The organism is Streptomyces sp. NPDC051173, from assembly GCF_040689515.1.
Lineage (GTDB): Bacteria > Actinomycetota > Actinomycetes > Streptomycetales > Streptomycetaceae > Streptomyces.
The window spans coordinates 23,156-37,565 of sequence record NZ_JBFBBD010000023.1; the positions used below are offsets into that span (position 1 = coordinate 23,156).

A 14,410-nucleotide genomic window follows, 5' to 3' on the forward strand; every position below is an offset into this window, starting at 1 on the left:
CCCAGAAGATTTCTATCGGACGGCCTCACCCGCGGCTATTGGTCTTTCGTTGAAGAGCTGATGCGCGTACGAGACCAGGCCGGCCTGGAGCCGGGACTCGACGCGGAGCTTGCCGAGAATCTGCGCGACGTGCGCCTTGACCGTACCTTCGGTCACCCGGAGCCGCCCGGAAATGCTGCGGTTCGAATAACCGGCCCCTAACAGCAGGAACACTTGGGCTTCCCGGTCGGTCAGCAGACCGACGCGCCGACGCTGTTCGGACCACGACTCACGGTCGGCCGTTTCGGCCTCACGTATGCCCTCCACTGGAACACACCCCCCAGTTGTGCGGCGACAGAACACATGCCGACGCTAGAACAATCTTGGACTCGGGTCAGCATTTACCCCTGTCAAGGGTTCGCAAAAAGTGTGCACCATGCATGGAAATTTCCTTCGATCACCGGACAGAGCCCCGCATAACAGACCTCAACCTTCCCTTGGATCCCAGGAGTTGAAGTCTGAACTTGCCCTCGGGTCCATCTTTGCATTCGCTTCGGCAACCAATTCGCCACCGCACAGACGGACACTGCGACCGACATGGACCGCGAGCTCCCGGGCGGAAATGGCCGGCGAATCCAGAGAAGTTCCGGTCGGCAATGCGAATGAGGCGGCCGGGGAGCCGCGGGGCGCGCGACTCCACAGCACAGCGACACCTTCCCCGCCGTTTTCATTCCGGGACCCTCTTCTGCGGAATGCGCCCCGAAGGACCGCAGGGCGGATTCCCGTCAACGCATTCCGATTCAGGCGACACGTGAAGCAAGAAGGAATTCAACGCCCGCCCTTCGACGTCGACCGACGGCCGAATGCGGCGGGGCGATCGAGTCGGATCGGTGCGGATATCCGCGTCACACGAGCGCGACACCCTTCGCCCACCGAGGGGCGTTTTCCAGCCGAATTCCGCGGACCGTCCGGAGGGTCCGCCGACGCCGCCCGCGGCCGCCTTCCGGCACGTCGGCCGGAGCCGGCGCCCACGCCCGCGGGCGGCGAGCCCGGCAGACCCCCGTCCGAGCCCCGGCCGAGCCCCGGCCGAGCCCCGGCCGACCGGACATCAACGGTCCGAAGCGGCACTGTGACGCAGAGTTGGCCTCTGATATAAGTTTTTCCATCCTGGTCCGCCTCGCGGGGTACCCGCGCGTCACCGGCGCCCTATGGTGTGCCCGCGGCCCCGGCCCGCACCGACCACGCGTCCGTGGGGCCATCCAGGGCGGACTCCGCCCTCCTGAACGGAGAATGACGATGGAGAACATCTCCTGCGGACTCGTGCGTCCCCCGGGCCGGCGGGAGCGCAACAAGCAGAAGGTCCGCCAGCGGCTGTACTCCTCGGCGCTCACCCTGTTCGCGGAGCAGGGCTACGACCACACCTCCATCGACGAGATAGCCGAGCTCGCCGACGTGGCCCGCGGGACGTTCTTCAACTACTTCCACCGCAAGGAAGACCTGATCGGCGAGTGGGGCCAGCAGCGCCGCGCCCTGCTCCGGGAGCGCCTGGACGCCTCGACGCCGCCCGGATACGAGCGCACCGAGGAGCGGCTGCGGCGGTGCATGACCGCGCTCGCCGACATCAACGAGGAGGAGCGCGAGACGGCCATCGCCATGCTCATGGCCTGGGCCAAGGCCGGGCGGCCGGTCCTCGAGGAGCCGTACGCGTGCGAGGTCTTCTCCGAGGTCGTCGAGGCCGGGGTCGCGTACGGCGAGCTCGACGCCGCGCTCTCGCCACCGCAGGTGAGCAACGTCGTCCGCGACGCCTATCTGGGTGTGCTCTACCGCTGGGCACAGGCCGGGGGCACGGGGGTGTGCCTGCACGCGGAACTGGAGTCCCTCCTGCAGATCCTGCTGCACGGGGTCCTGCGGACCGGGCGGCATTCCGGGACGTACCCGCACGACGCGTACAGGACCCACGTCCCGCACGGCCTCCCGTAGAGCGGCCGCCCCCGCCCGCCGCGCGACTCACAGGTCGTCGGTGATCCCCTCGCGCAGGACCAGGTCCAGCAGACCGGGGAAGACGACGTCGAACTCCGGCTTGCGCAGCCTGTTCAGGCGGCGCGAGCCCACGTCCCGCTGCTCGACCACGCCCGCCTGACGCAGCACCGCGAAGTGGTGACTGCGCGTCGCCTTGGTGACGGGCAGCTCGAACGTGCCGCAGGCCCGTGACCAGTCGGTCTCACCGGCCAGCTCGCGCACGATGGTGCGCCGCACCGGATCGGCCAGGGCCGCGAGCGCGTCACCGAGGGTCACGTCGGCGGGATCGGCATGCGAGAGATTCCGGGCCCGGCGCGACGCCCCGTACCCCTCGTCCGGTGGCTTGACCCCACCCGGTGTACCGGCCAAGGGGGTTGACGAAGTGTTCGACTCAGGTCTTACATTCACAGTGATCGACCTCCGCCAAACACTTTAGACGTCCCAGGAAGCTCGGTGGTGTGCCATGCCCGGCCGTTCGCTGTCCCCCCAGGACATGGCCACCGGCCACTCACCACCGAAAACCGCGGCCCCTCCCGTCGGCGCGCTCGCCCTCTTCGCCGTCTGCCTGGGCTTCTTCATGGTCCTGATGGACAGCAGCGCCCTCAACGTCGCACTGCCCGCCATCAGGAACGACCTCGCCGGAAGCCTGGCCGGGCTGGAGTGGATCCTCAACGGCTACACCATCACCCTGGCCGCCTTCCTGCTCAGCGGTGGCGCGATCAGCGACCGCTGGGGCGCCCGGCGGGTGTTCGAGGTCTCCTTGCTGGGCTTCGTGGTGACCTCCGCGGCGTGCGCGGTCAGCCCGGGACTCGACTTCCTCGTCGTCGCCCGGGTGCTCCAGGGCGTCACCGCCGGCGGACTCCTGCCCGCCTCCCTCGCGGTGATCGCCCGGATGTACCCCGACCCCGCCCTGCGGGCCAAGGCCCTCACCATCTGGGGCGGGGTCAGCTCCCTCGCCCTCGTCTTCGGCCCCGTGCTCGGCGGAGTGCTGACCACGGCCTTCGGCTGGCGCTGGGTCTTCCTGATCAACGTGCCCGTCGGACTGCTCGCCTGGTGGCTGACCAGGGTTCAGGTGCCGGCCTCCGCCACCCGGGAGGCGGCCCTGGACCCGGCCGGACAGACGCTGGTCGTCGCGGTCGTCGGCTGCGGCATCGGCGCGCTCATCGAGGGCGGCGCCCTGGGCTGGGACAACGCCGTCACCTGGGTGCTGCTGGCGGTCACCCTCTGCGCCGCGGTGGCGTTCGTCGCGGTCGAGCGCCGCGTGAAGGCCCCCGTACTGCCCCTGGACCTGCTCGTCCGGCCGCGGTTCGCCTGCGGCCTGGCCATCGGCGCGATGTTCCAGTTCGGTGCCTACGGCGCGCAGTTCGCGCTCTCCCTGCGACTCCAGAACGCCTGGGGACTCGACGCCCTCGGCGCGGGCCTCGCCTTCGTGCCCTTCGCCACGCTGTGGGCCTTCGCCTCCTTCGTCCTGGCCCGCGCGGTCACCCGCACCGGCCCGCGCCCGCTGCTGATCGGCGGCGCGATCGCCGCCGCGGCCGGCGCCTGCGCGCTGCTGCCCCTCGGCGGGCACCTCAACTGGTGGGTCTTCTTCGGCGGCAGCGCCCTGCTCGGGCTCGGCGCGGGGCTGATGGGGCCGAGCCTGCCCGCCGTGGTCCTCGGCGCGCTGCCCGCCGACCGCTCGGGCCTCGCCTCCGGCGCGCTCAACGCCCTGCGCCAGGTCGGCGGAGCGGTGGCGATCGCCCTCTTCGGCGTCCTGCTCGAAAGCTCGCCCGGGCCGGCGGGGCTACGGATCTGCCTCGGCGTCGTCGCCCTCGGCTTCCTGCTCGCCGTCGTGGCCGTACCCGCGGCCCTGCCCTCCCGCACGGCCGACCGCTCCTGACCTCCCCTGGCCTCCCCTGATCTCCCCCGACCGCCCGCCCCTCGCCTCTCGCCCCACCCGGGAAGGAACCATGCGCGCAATCGTCGTCACCCAGTACGGAGGCCCCGAGGTCCTCAGCGTCGCCACACTGCCCGACCCCGCCCCCGGGCCCGGCGAGGTGGTGGCCCGCCCCTCGGCCATCGGCGTCAACTTCAAGGACATCCACGAGCGCGAGGGCCGCGCGAAGTCCGCCCCGCCCTTCACCCCCGGGTCCGAGGGCGCGGGCACGGTGACGGCCGTGGGCAAAGGCGTGACCTCCCTCGCGCCCGGCGACCGCATCGCCTGGTGCGCGGCCCCCGGCAGCTACGCCGAACAGGTCGTGGTGCCCGCGCGGGCCGCCGTCCCGCTGCCCGTGGACATCACGGACGAGTCCGCGGCCGCGCTGCTGCTCCAGGGCCTGACCGCCCACTACCTCACCACCTCCACCCACCCCGCGCGCGAAGGCGACACCGCGCTGGTGCACGCGGCCGCCGGAGGCGTCGGCCGACTGCTGACCCAAGTGCTCACCCGGCACGGCGTCCGGGTCGTCGCCACCGCCTCCACACCGGAGAAGGCCGCGGCCGCCCGGCGGCTGGGGGCGTGGCAGACCCTGGTCACCGCCGACGGCACCGACATCGCCGCCCGGGTGCGGGAGATGACCGGCGGCCGTGGTGTCGACGTCGTCTACGACGGCGTGGGCCGCGACACGTTCGAAGCGGGCCTGAAGTCCCTCCGGCCTCGGGGCACCTTCGTCCTCTTCGGCGAGTCCTCGGGCGCCGTGCCCGGCTTCGACCCCCGCCTGCTCGCCGCCCACGGCTCGCTCTTCCTCACCCGCCCCACGCTCAACGACCACGCGACGGATCCGGCTGAACTCCTCGCTCGCTCTTCGGAGTTGTTCGCGTGGTTGCGCGACGGGACGGTCGATGTCTCTGTCGGCGGGCGGTACGGGTTGGAGGAGGCGGGGCGGGCCCATGACGATCTACAGGGGCGGCGGTCTACGGGCAAGCTTTTGCTTACGCTGTGAGGGGTGTGTTTTCCGTTGGGTGCGGGTTGTTTGTGGCTGGAGTGGGGTGGCCTCAATCGCCGGCCGGGCTGGGTTTGTGGCTGGACCGGGGGTGTGACCTCCGGGCTGAGGACCTGGAACGCGGTGCGGGCACCCTGATCCGCATTGAGTGCCGTGACAACGCACCGCGTTCCAGAACCCCACCCTCCGGCCCCACCCCCTCCGCCGGAGAGCAAGTTCACGGCCGGTGGCGCCTTCCTCTTCCGCCGGGTGCGCCGTTCCTTTCTTTTCCGCCGGGCGCGCCGTCCTTTTCTTTTCCGCCGGGTGCGCGAAATTCAGCCCGTTGGGGGCACCTCCCAGCGGTAGCTGGGGGAGTTTGAGGACGCGCCCGCAGGGCGCCCCCGCCGCAGGCGGCAACGGACCGGTGGCCGGGGGTCTGGGGCACGCGCCCCAGTTTCGGGAAGGGGCGGGGCTGGGGAACAAGCGCCGCAGGCGCCAACGAACCCGCAGATGAAGGGGCTGGGGCGGAGCCCCCACGCGGCGGAGCCGCAGATCAGACGCAGCCGGGAAGGGGCGGGGCTGGCGAACAAGCCCGCCGCAGGCGCCGCCCGCCCCCCGGCTACCCCGCCGCTCGTCCCACCGCCACCGCCACCAACCCCCGCACCTGCCCCACCATCGCCACCCGGTTCCGCACGAAGACCGGATCGCTCACCCGCCCCGTCGCCGGATCCGTGTTGCCCGGCCCGAACTCCAGGACAGGCGTGTGCAGATGCCCGCCCGGCACCCGCAACCGCAGCGCGTCACGGAGGAGCGTCGCGCGGTAGGCGATCTCGTTGGAGAGGTAGTCGCCTCCGCCGCCCTCGCGGGCCGTCGAGCCGGGGGTCGGGCCGTCGGGGCGGTCGACGGGGGTCGTGCCGCCCGCCGGGATCTCGGTGACGGCGGTGTGGTCGTACACCGGATAGGGGCCGGTCCGGGCCGCCGTGAGCGCCGCGTACGGCAGGGTCGTCGACGTCCACTGCGGCTGCGGGTGAACGGTGGGTACCCCCGGCGGTACGGGCACCGTCTCCGTACGGGAGACATCGGCGTTGTCGGGGGAGCCGCCGCGCCAGGCGCCGTTGGTGCGCTCGACGTCGAAGCGGCCGGGCCTGCCCTGGCTGATGGTGGTGAAGAGGTCCACGCGCCGCGGCCCCGGCCGGAAGTACGGCAGGAGCGTCCGTTCGACCATGCCGTCCGCGAAGTCCGCCCAGCGCACGGGGAAGACGACCGCCTCGACGCGCGCGGGGCCGGCGGCGGTCCGGATCGTCGTGCCATCGAGCGCGAGGGCCGCCGCGCCGGAGGGGTTGGAGCGCCGCGCGTCGTCGTCCAGCCCGAACGGGTCGAAGCCGGTGATCAGTACGCGCTTCACGCCGCGGCCCGGCGGCAGTTCGACCGAGTCCTGGCCGCGCGAGGTCCGCTCCACCGCGGCGATGAGGTCCGTGCGCTGTTTTCCGGACAGTTGGAAGGCGGGCTTCCACTCGCGGAGCGTCCGTGTCATGCCCAGCCGCGCCCAGTACAGCGGCCGGTCGTCGTCCCGGCTCAGCGGGCCCCCGGCCGGGCCCCGGCCCTGCGCCCGGTCCACGGCCCGCCGCCACAGCCGCCGGCCGTCGCGCACCGCCACGCTCCGGGCCTGCGCGGGCGTACGGGCGGCGGCCAGGTCGCGGCCGAAACCGGGGGTCACCTCCGCGAACCCGCTGTCACGCAGGATCTCCCGCGGTACGGGACCGGCGAGCCGCCGCTCCTCGACCGTGGCGCGAGGGGCGGCGGAGGGGGCCGCCAGAGCGGGGGACGTGGCGGCCGCGCACACCAGCAGCGCGGCGAGCGGCAGCGTCCAGGATTTCCCATTGGGTCTCATGGGCCGGAACTCAACCACTGCGCGGGCATGGACGGTAGAAGGGGCGACAACTCCGGGCACTCAACGGCGATTTCAGGCCACAATTGACGGATGCGAATAGCCGAGTACGTCGCCGCACCACCCCTGTTCGATACAGGAAGCGGCCAAGGGGTCCGTCAATTCGTGGAGTTGGGCATAGCCCTGCTCCTCTCCTCGCTCGTGGGACTGGAGCGCGAGTTACAGCAGAAGAGCGCCGGGCTGCGCACCCACACGCTCGTCGGCGTGGGCAGCGCGCTGTTCATGGAGGTCTCGATCCACGGCTTCAACGCCGTGGCCGGGATCCCCGGCGTGGGCCTCGACCCGTCCCGGGTGGCCGCGCAGATCGTCTCCGGGATCGGTTTCATCGGCGGCGGGCTGATCTTCGTCCGCCGCGACGGCGTGCGCGGCCTGACCACGGCGGCCACGATCTGGCTGACCTGCGCGGTCGGCATGGCCTGCGGCGGCGGGCTGCCGCTGCTCGGCGTCGCCGCGACCGTCGTGCACTTCCTCGTCGTGCGGGGCTATCCGGTGATGACGCGGCGGATGTCGGTCGCCGCCGACGTCGGACCTGTCGAGCTGCGCCTCTCGTACCGCACGCGCAGGGGCCTGCTGGGGCATGTGCTGGAGCTGTGCACCCAGCGGGGCTTCCGGGTCACCGACGTCCACATCGAGGCCGAGGCCGAGGAGCGGGGCGACCGCGAGCGGGGCAGGATCAAGGAGGCCGACGTCGTCCTGAGCCTGGAGGGCAAGGGCTCCGCGCTGCCCCTGGTCGAGGAACTCACACACTGGGAAGGCGTCCTGGGGGTGGGCCTGCGCTCGCACCCGGACAGTACGGAGTGAGCCGTACGCGCCCGCCCCGGCGGGGCGGGCGCGACGCCGGGGCGGAAGAGGCTCAGTCCTCGAGGGTGACGATCATCTTGCCGGTGTTCTCGCCGCGCAGCATGCCGAGGAACGCGTCGACGTTGTGCTCGATGCCCTTGACGACCGTCTCGCGGTACTTGAGCTCGCCGGAGCGCACCCAGGCGCCGACCTCCTGGACGAACTGCTGCTGGAGGTGGCGGTGGTCGTTGACCAGCATGCCCTGCATGCGCAGCCGCTTGCCGATGACCAGCGCGAGGTTGCGCGGGGCGGGGGTCGGCTCGGTGGCGTTGTACTGCGCGATCATGCCGCAGACGGTGATCCGGCCGTGCGGGTTGAGGGAGCCGATGGCCGCCTCCAGGTGCTCGCCGCCGACGTTGTCGAAGTAGACGTCGATGCCGTCGGGGGCGGCGGCCTTGAGCTGCTCGGCGACCGGGCCCTTCTTGTAGTTGAAGGCGGCGTCGAAGCCGTACTCCTCGGTCAGGAGCCGGACCTTCTCGTCCGAGCCGGCGCTGCCGATGACGCGCGAGGCGCCCTTGAGCCTGGCGATCTGGCCGACCTCGCCGCCGACCGCGCCCGCGGCGCCGGAGACGAAGACGGCGTCGCCCTCCTTGAAGGAGGCGACCTCCGTCAGGCCCGCGTAGGCGGTCAGGCCCGGCATGCCGAGCACGCCGAGGTAGGTGGAGAGCGGGGCGACCTCGGGGTCGACCTTCACTGCGTGCTCCGCGTCCAGCAGCGCGTACTCGCGCCAGCCGAGGCCGTGCAGGACGTGGTCGCCGGGCGCGAAGGCGTCGGAGCGGGAGGCGACGACCTCACCGACGGCGCCGCCGTCCATGGGGCGGTCCAGCTCGAACGGCGGGACGTAGGACTTCACGTCGTTCATCCGGCCGCGCATGTACGGGTCGACGGAGAGGTGGATGTTGCGCACCAGGATCTGGCCCTCGCCGGGCTCGGTGATCTCGGTCTCGCGCAGCGCGAAGTCCTCGGGCTTCGGCCAGCCGTGCGGGCGGGCGACGAGATGCCATTCACGACCGGTGGCGGGGGATGCGGACATGGGGCACGGCCTCCTAATGTTTCAGTAACTGAAACAACCATGCTCCTCGATATTTCATGTTGTCAAGCAACGGAGTAACCTGGACGCCATGGTCCCCCGTTCTGATGCACTGACCCGTGAAGTGGTCGACCTCATCGCGACCGTCGTGGCGCGCTACCACGCGGAGTACGAGGAGGCCGCCGCCCGGCACTCCCTCACCGGAGCCCAGGCGAAGGTGCTGGCCCTGCTCGCCGGCGAGCCGCAGCCCATGCGGCGGATCGCCCAGCAGCTGCGGTGCGAGCCGTCCAACGTCACCGGGATCGTGGACCGCCTGGAGTCCCGCGGGCTGGCCGAGCGCCGCCCGGACCCGGACGACCGGCGCGTCAAGCTCGCCGCCGCCACCCCCGAGGGCACGGCCACGGCCGCACGGCTCCGCGAGTCGCTGGACTTCGCACGCGAGCCGCTGGCCGGGCTGTCGACGCAGGAGCGCACGGTGCTGCGCGACCTCCTCCAGCGGATGCTGGGTGAGGAAACCGCATAGAGATGTACCCCTGTGAGCCGTGCACGCCTGGGGCGCGGGCGCTAAACTGATGCCCGCCCGGCCGGGAGATCGGCGGGGTGTGCGTGCTCCGGTCCGGTGATTTTTGCTGGCGCACGTACGGTTACAGCCCCCGCCACGGATCGGTCCAATCCACGACGAGGGCCCCGGAAGCAGAAGATTCTGACCGGGCGTCCCTAATGTTTCTAGGGACGGTCGGTCACTTCCGTCGCATCCACCTCACGAATTCACGGATCACCGCGACAATTCGCTCGTGCAGAGGCTTCTTCCGGTGGCGGCCCGTCATCAGGCGCCCCCCTTTCGGTGCGCGGCCATGGACCGGTGACCGCTCCGGAGGAACCCGCTGTCCGGGTCCTCCGCGAACCCGACAACCTCGTCGGCTCCTCCTTGAAGGGGGGCGCCCACGCGGGGGCGCCGTCGAGAACATTAGCGCCTTCGACTCCCAACTCGCCCCATACAGAGGGAAATCACCAATCCGGGTGAGGGAGACGAAGCGGGCCGCCCGCGTACTCACACACAGCGACCGCACACCTCACCGACGGCCACTTACGGTGAACAGTCGTTTGTATAAGACACCCGTCCATTCATCGACCGTTGATCGGCCATGGATATGACCGGTCCATGGTGAATGTCCGAGTGACCCCGACGCATGCGCTTTCCTTCGACGACGGACGCGGCCGTGCCGATCTGCGCATCAGCCTCCTCGGGCCGGTCCGCGCCTGGCGCGGACCGGCGGAGATAGACCTGGGGACGCCGCAGCAGCGCACCGTCCTCGCGCTGCTGGCCACCCAGGGCGGGCCGGTGCCGAGGGACCGGCTCATCGACGGCGTGTACGGCGAACGTCCACCGGGGTGCGCGCCCGGTCTGGTGTCCACCTACGCCAGCAGGCTCCGCAAGGTCTTCGAGCCCGAGCGCACCCCGCGCTCGCACGCCCACGTCCTCACCTCGGGGAGGGGCGGCTACGAACTCCACATCGACAAGGGCGGTGTCGACGTCCACGCCTTCGCCGCCGCCGTCGAGCAGGCGCGGGAGCGGCGCGGCACGGGGGACCTCCACGGGGCGTCCGCCCTCTTCGAACGGGCCCTGTCGCTGTGGCGGGGCGAACCGCTCAGCGGGCTCGCGGGCCCCTGGGCGCAGGAGAACCGCACGGCCCTGGAGGAGCAGCGCATCGGCGTCATGGAGGAGCGCTGGGCCCTGGAGCTGGAGCTGGGCCGGCATGCCGCGCTGACCTCCGAACTCGCGGCCGCCGCCGCGCGGTTCCCGCTGCGCGAGAACCTCCACGCCCTGCTGATGCGGGCGCTGTACCGCTCGGGCCGGCAGGCCGACGCGCTCCGGGCGTTCGCCGAGGCGCGCAGCGCGCTCGTCTCGGAGCTGGGTATCGAGCCCTGCGCGGAGCTGCGGGAGCTGCACCGGCGCATCCTCGACGGCGAGCGCGACGACGACGCGCGCCCCGCCCCCTCGTACGCCCCCGAAGGCAGGACGCGCCCGGCTCAACTGCCGCCCGCCCTGCGGCACCTCACCGGCCGGGACGCGCACGCCGCCGCCATGGCCGCCGCGCTCACCGCGCCCGACCGGCGGAGCGTGCCGGTGTGCCTGGTGTCCGGGACGGCGGGGGTGGGCAAGGCGGCACTGGCCCTGGACGTGGCCCACCGGGTGGCGGAGCACTTCCCCGACGGCCAGCTCCACGCGCGCCTGGAGGGGCCGCTCGCCGAACCGGCCGCGGTGCTCGGGCAGTTCCTCCTCTCGTGCGGGGTGCGTGCCGACGACGTCCCGGACGGGCTGGAGGCGCGGGCCGCCGCGTTCCGTTCGGTGCTGGCCGGCAGGCGGGTCCTGGTGGTCCTGGAGGGGGTGGTCTCGTCGGCGCAGCTGTCGCCCCTGCTGCCGGGGGCGCCCACGGCCGGGGTGATCGCCACGGCCCGGCGGCCGCTGCCGATGCCGCTGGTCACCGACCACGTGCCCCTCGACGTGCTCTCCCCCGCCGACGCCCGGGAGCTGCTCGTCCTGGCCTCGGGCCGGGAGCGGCGGTCGGCGCCCGACGGCGACTGGGCGCGGCTCGCGGAGCTGTGCGGGCGGCTTCCGCTGGCGCTGCGCAGCGCGGCGGCCCGGCTGATGGAGCGGCCCGTGTGGACGGTGGCGCACCTGGCGGACCGGCTGGCCGACGAGCGCCGCCTCTTCACGGAGCTGAGGTGCGGCGGCACGGCGCTGGACTCGGCGTTCGCGGCGGACTGCGACCGGCTCGACGCGGAGCACGCGCGGGCGCTGCGGCTGCTCGCGGGGCCGGACGCGGCCGACATCTCGCCGGCGTCGGCGGCGGCGTGTCTGGGGGTGGGGGTGCGGGAGGCGGAGGAGCTTCTGGAAGGGCTGGTCGATGCGGGAGTGCTGGACGCGCCGGGGCTGGGGGTGTACCGCTTCCCGGGGCTGCTGCGGACGTTTGTGCGGGGCCGTTGACTTTTCCCCAGCCCCGCCCCTTCCCGAAACTGGGGCGCGTGCCCCAGCCCCCGGCCACCGGTCCGTTGCCGCCTGCGGCGGGAGCTCCCCCGGCTACCGCTGGGAGGTGCCCCCAGCGGGCGCGTCCTCAAACGCCGGACAGGCTGAATTCACTGGCTACGGTCCGCACCATCCAGCCCGTCCGGCGTTTGAGGACACCGCGCGAAGCGTGGTCGGGGGTCTGGGGGTCTCCCCCAGTCCGGGAAGGGGCGGGGCTGGGGAACAAAGCCTCCGGCTCAGCCCTCCCCGTGCCTGACCGGGCAGGTCAACGGTCCGGTGGCCGCCGCCGTCGACGGCGAAGCCCGCACGTCGCGTGAGCGCACGTGGACCAGGACGTCGCGCAGCGGGCGCAGGGAGATGACCGGGGAGCCGTACTGGAGGGAGTCGCCCGGGATGCGGCTGATCCGGAAGCGCTGGTTGATCATCGCGACGATGGTGCGCAGTTCGAGCAGGGCCATGAAGTTGCCGACGCACTGCCGCGGCCCCGCCCCGAAGGGGAAGTAGGCCATGCGCGGCCGCTCCTTGACGGCCTGGGGGGTGAAGCGCTGGGGGTCGAAGGCCATCGGGTTGTCCCAGTGGCGGGGGTTGTGGTGCGACACCAGCGGCGAGAGCAGGATCGAGGAGCCCGCCTCGATGCCGTAGCCGTCGAGCGTGTCCGGGCCGACGGCGGCGCGCGGGAAGATCCAGATGGGCGGGTGCATCCGCAGGCTCTCGTCCACCACCATCCTGGTGTACGTCAGCTCCTCGGCGCTCCGGGCGTCCGGGAGCGTGCCGCCGAGTACGCGGCCGATCTCGCCGTCGACCTCTTCCTGGATGTGGGGGTGCTCGGCGATGGCGATCAGGGTCCAGAAGAGCGAGACGGCGGTGGTCTCGTGGCCCGCGAGGTAGACGGTGAGGAGCTCGTCGCGGATCTGCCGGTCCGTCCAGGGCCTGCCGGTGGTGGGGTCCTCGGCCTGCTCCATCAGGGAGATCAGCGGGCCCTCGCCGGTGCGCGCGTAGCCCGCGCGGACGTCGGCGACGATCCGGTCGAAGACCCGGTGGATGCGGGCGATCTTCCGCTGCCGGTCGGTGGGCACCCAGGAGGGCAGCATCTCGGAGGCCGTGCCGCGCCGGAACATGACCTCGACGACGTCGTCGACGATGAGCTTCAGCACGCGGGACGACGGCTTGATGTCGTAGGCGAACAGCGAGCGGCTGAGGGTGACGAGGGTGAGCCTGAGCATCTCGGTCATCAGGTCCACGGGCTCGCCGCGGGCGGCCTTGCCCTCCCACTCGTCGAGCATCTCGGTGGTGGCGCGGGCGATGTTGGGGATGATGTCGGGGACGGCGTTCTTGAGGAACACCGGCTGGACGGCGCGGCGGTGGCCGCGCCAGAACTCGCCGTCGGTGGTGAGCAGTCCCTTGCCCATGACGACGCCGAACTGCTCGTAGAGCGGGCCGCGCACATAGTTGCCGTTGTTCTCCACCAGCACGCGGCGCACCGCTTCGGGGCTCGTGACCTGATGGACCGTCATGGGGCCGAGGCGCATGCGCACGACCTCGCCGTGGTCGCGCTGGAGGCCCAGCAGGAACTCGGCGGTGTTGCGGCGCCAGGAGCCGAGGCTGCCCAGCACGGGCACGCCCTTGGGGCCGGGGGCGGTCGCGGTGACGGTGGGCAAGGCGGTGGTGGCGGTCATCGGGCGTCCTTACGCTTCATGGCGGTCCGTACGGGCCGGGGCGGGATCGGCCGGGTGCTCTTCCTCGGCACGGGGAAGGCGCGCCGCACGAAGAGGTTGTCGAAGACGGCGTCCGGTGCCAGCCGCCGCAGCGCGAGGGTGCTGTGGGCGAGGAGGCCGACGGGGTACCGGGCGCGCGGGCGGCTGCTGCGGACGGCGCGTTCGATCGCGCGGGCCACGTCGTCGGCCTGGATGGTGAAGGTGCCGGCCAGCGTGCGGCGGCTGCCGGTGTAGATGGCGTCGAAGTATTCGGCGGTGCGGCGACGGAAGTCCGCGTAGGCCTCGCTGACGGGACGGAAGTTCGCCACGTACGTCGCGCCGAAGTCGGTGGTGCGGACCGGGCCCGGCTCGATCAGCACCACGCGGACGCCGAAGTCGGCGACCTCCAGGCGCAGGGCGTCGCTGAGCGCCTCGACCGCGTGCTTGGACGCCTGGTAGAGGCCGCCGCCGGGGACCGCGTAACGGCCGAAGATGGACGAGACGTTGACGATGGTGCCGGTGCCCGCCGCGCGCATGCCGGGGAGGACCAGCTGGCTGAGGCGGGCCAGTCCGAAGACGTTGGTCTCGAACTGCCGGCGCATGTCCTCGATGCCGACCTCCTCGACGACCCCGGAGACGGCGAAGCCCGCGCTGTTGATCAGGGCCCCGACCGCGCCGTACTCCGCTTCGACGAGGCCGACGGCGGCGCGCATGCTCTCCTCGTCGGTGACGTCGAGCGCCAGCGTCCGGATGCCCTCGGCGGTGAGCTCGGCCAGGGTCTCGGGCCTGCGGGCGGTGGCGTACACGACCATTCCGGCGCGGTGCAGCCGGCGCGCCGCGGCCCGGCCGATACCCGATGAACAGCCGGTGATCAGCACCGGAATCGGAGACGTCATCACACTCTCCCGCCTTTTCTCGCACCCCACTGCGAGGTGTGTTCCCGCAAGGGTTCTCGTGGTATCAATGAGGGCA

General features: G+C 72.1%; 12 protein-coding genes. 6 read left to right on the forward strand and 6 right to left on the reverse strand.

Annotated features, from left to right (window positions below):
* Positions 1 to 12: 12 nt before the first annotated feature.
* Positions 13 to 306 carry a LuxR C-terminal-related transcriptional regulator gene (locus AB0435_RS15205; RefSeq protein ID WP_366427192.1) on the reverse strand — a complete coding sequence of 98 codons (294 nt, stop codon included), beginning with the start codon at positions 304 to 306 and terminating at the stop codon, positions 13 to 15.
* Between the two features lie 969 nt (positions 307 to 1,275).
* Here AB0435_RS15205 and AB0435_RS15210 point away from each other — a divergent pair.
* On the forward strand, positions 1,276 to 1,959 hold the full coding sequence (locus tag AB0435_RS15210) for a TetR/AcrR family transcriptional regulator (RefSeq protein ID WP_366427193.1): 684 nt from the start codon (positions 1,276 to 1,278) through the stop codon (positions 1,957 to 1,959).
* Between the two features lie 27 nt (positions 1,960 to 1,986).
* Here AB0435_RS15210 and AB0435_RS15215 read toward each other — a convergent pair whose 3' ends face one another.
* Positions 1,987 to 2,274 (reverse strand): transcriptional regulator, encoded by a 288-nt coding sequence (locus AB0435_RS15215; protein WP_366003237.1) that lies wholly within the window; start codon positions 2,272 to 2,274, stop codon positions 1,987 to 1,989.
* 187 nt (positions 2,275 to 2,461) lie between these two features.
* Here AB0435_RS15215 and AB0435_RS15220 point away from each other — a divergent pair, with 187 nt between their 5' ends.
* Positions 2,462 to 3,877, forward strand: a complete 1,416-nt coding sequence (locus tag AB0435_RS15220; RefSeq protein WP_366003235.1) for an MFS transporter — start codon at positions 2,462 to 2,464, stop codon at positions 3,875 to 3,877.
* A gap of 70 nt (positions 3,878 to 3,947) precedes the next feature.
* The gene (locus tag AB0435_RS15225; RefSeq protein WP_366003234.1) at positions 3,948 to 4,919 is read left to right on the forward strand and encodes a quinone oxidoreductase; all 972 of its coding nucleotides are present in this window, start codon (positions 3,948 to 3,950) and stop codon (positions 4,917 to 4,919) included.
* A gap of 598 nt (positions 4,920 to 5,517) precedes the next feature.
* Here the strand turns inward: AB0435_RS15225 and AB0435_RS15230 are convergent.
* The gene (locus AB0435_RS15230; protein WP_366003233.1) at positions 5,518 to 6,789 is read right to left on the reverse strand and encodes a pyroglutamyl peptidase; all 1,272 of its coding nucleotides are present in this window, start codon (positions 6,787 to 6,789) and stop codon (positions 5,518 to 5,520) included.
* A gap of 90 nt (positions 6,790 to 6,879) precedes the next feature.
* Here AB0435_RS15230 and AB0435_RS15235 point away from each other — a divergent pair, with 90 nt between their 5' ends.
* Positions 6,880 to 7,647: an MgtC/SapB family protein gene (locus AB0435_RS15235; RefSeq protein WP_366003232.1), complete on the forward strand. Its 768-nt coding sequence runs from the start codon at positions 6,880 to 6,882 to the stop codon at positions 7,645 to 7,647.
* 52 nt (positions 7,648 to 7,699) lie between these two features.
* Here AB0435_RS15235 and AB0435_RS15240 read toward each other — a convergent pair whose 3' ends face one another.
* Entirely contained in the window at positions 7,700 to 8,719 is a 1,020-nt protein-coding gene (locus tag AB0435_RS15240) for an NADP-dependent oxidoreductase (protein WP_366003231.1), read from the reverse strand.
* 88 nt (positions 8,720 to 8,807) lie between these two features.
* On the opposite strand from AB0435_RS15240, the gene AB0435_RS15245 reads away from it, so the two are divergent.
* Together AB0435_RS15245 and AB0435_RS15250 are read left to right on the forward strand one after the other, a co-directional pair.
* Complete coding sequence (locus AB0435_RS15245) at positions 8,808 to 9,239, forward strand: MarR family transcriptional regulator (RefSeq protein ID WP_366003230.1); 432 nt, start codon at positions 8,808 to 8,810, stop codon at positions 9,237 to 9,239.
* 639 nt (positions 9,240 to 9,878) lie between these two features.
* Positions 9,879 to 11,705, forward strand: coding sequence for an AfsR/SARP family transcriptional regulator (locus tag AB0435_RS15250; RefSeq protein ID WP_366003229.1), 1,827 nt, complete (start codon positions 9,879 to 9,881; stop codon positions 11,703 to 11,705).
* Between the two features lie 275 nt (positions 11,706 to 11,980).
* Here AB0435_RS15250 and AB0435_RS15255 read toward each other — a convergent pair whose 3' ends face one another.
* Together AB0435_RS15255 and AB0435_RS15260 are read right to left on the reverse strand one after the other, a co-directional pair.
* Complete coding sequence (locus AB0435_RS15255; protein ID WP_366003228.1) at positions 11,981 to 13,420, reverse strand: cytochrome P450; 1,440 nt, start codon at positions 13,418 to 13,420, stop codon at positions 11,981 to 11,983.
* Positions 13,417 to 14,334: an SDR family NAD(P)-dependent oxidoreductase gene (locus AB0435_RS15260; RefSeq protein ID WP_366003226.1), complete on the reverse strand. Its 918-nt coding sequence runs from the start codon at positions 14,332 to 14,334 to the stop codon at positions 13,417 to 13,419. Before AB0435_RS15260 ends, AB0435_RS15255 begins: the two co-directional genes overlap by 4 nt.
* Between the last annotated feature and the right edge of the window lie 76 nt (positions 14,335 to 14,410).

Excerpts from the sequence above, each read along its gene's own strand:
- AB0435_RS15210 (WP_366427193.1), top strand. The coding sequence starts at position 1,276 with ATGGAGAACATCTCCTGCGGACTCGTGCGTCCCCCGGGCCGGCGGGAG.
- AB0435_RS15220 (WP_366003235.1), top strand. The coding sequence starts at position 2,462 with ATGCCCGGCCGTTCGCTGTCCCCCCAGGACATGGCCACCGGCCACTCA.
- AB0435_RS15225 (WP_366003234.1), top strand. The coding sequence starts at position 3,948 with ATGCGCGCAATCGTCGTCACCCAGTACGGAGGCCCCGAGGTCCTCAGC.
- AB0435_RS15230 (WP_366003233.1), bottom strand. The coding sequence starts at position 6,789 with ATGAGACCCAATGGGAAATCCTGGACGCTGCCGCTCGCCGCGCTGCTG.
- AB0435_RS15235 (WP_366003232.1), top strand. The coding sequence starts at position 6,880 with ATGCGAATAGCCGAGTACGTCGCCGCACCACCCCTGTTCGATACAGGA.
- AB0435_RS15240 (WP_366003231.1), bottom strand. The coding sequence starts at position 8,719 with ATGTCCGCATCCCCCGCCACCGGTCGTGAATGGCATCTCGTCGCCCGC.
- AB0435_RS15245 (WP_366003230.1), top strand. The coding sequence starts at position 8,808 with ATGGTCCCCCGTTCTGATGCACTGACCCGTGAAGTGGTCGACCTCATC.
- AB0435_RS15250 (WP_366003229.1), top strand. The coding sequence starts at position 9,879 with ATGGTGAATGTCCGAGTGACCCCGACGCATGCGCTTTCCTTCGACGAC.
- AB0435_RS15255 (WP_366003228.1), bottom strand. The coding sequence starts at position 13,420 with ATGACCGCCACCACCGCCTTGCCCACCGTCACCGCGACCGCCCCCGGC.
- AB0435_RS15260 (WP_366003226.1), bottom strand. The coding sequence starts at position 14,334 with ATGACGTCTCCGATTCCGGTGCTGATCACCGGCTGTTCATCGGGTATC.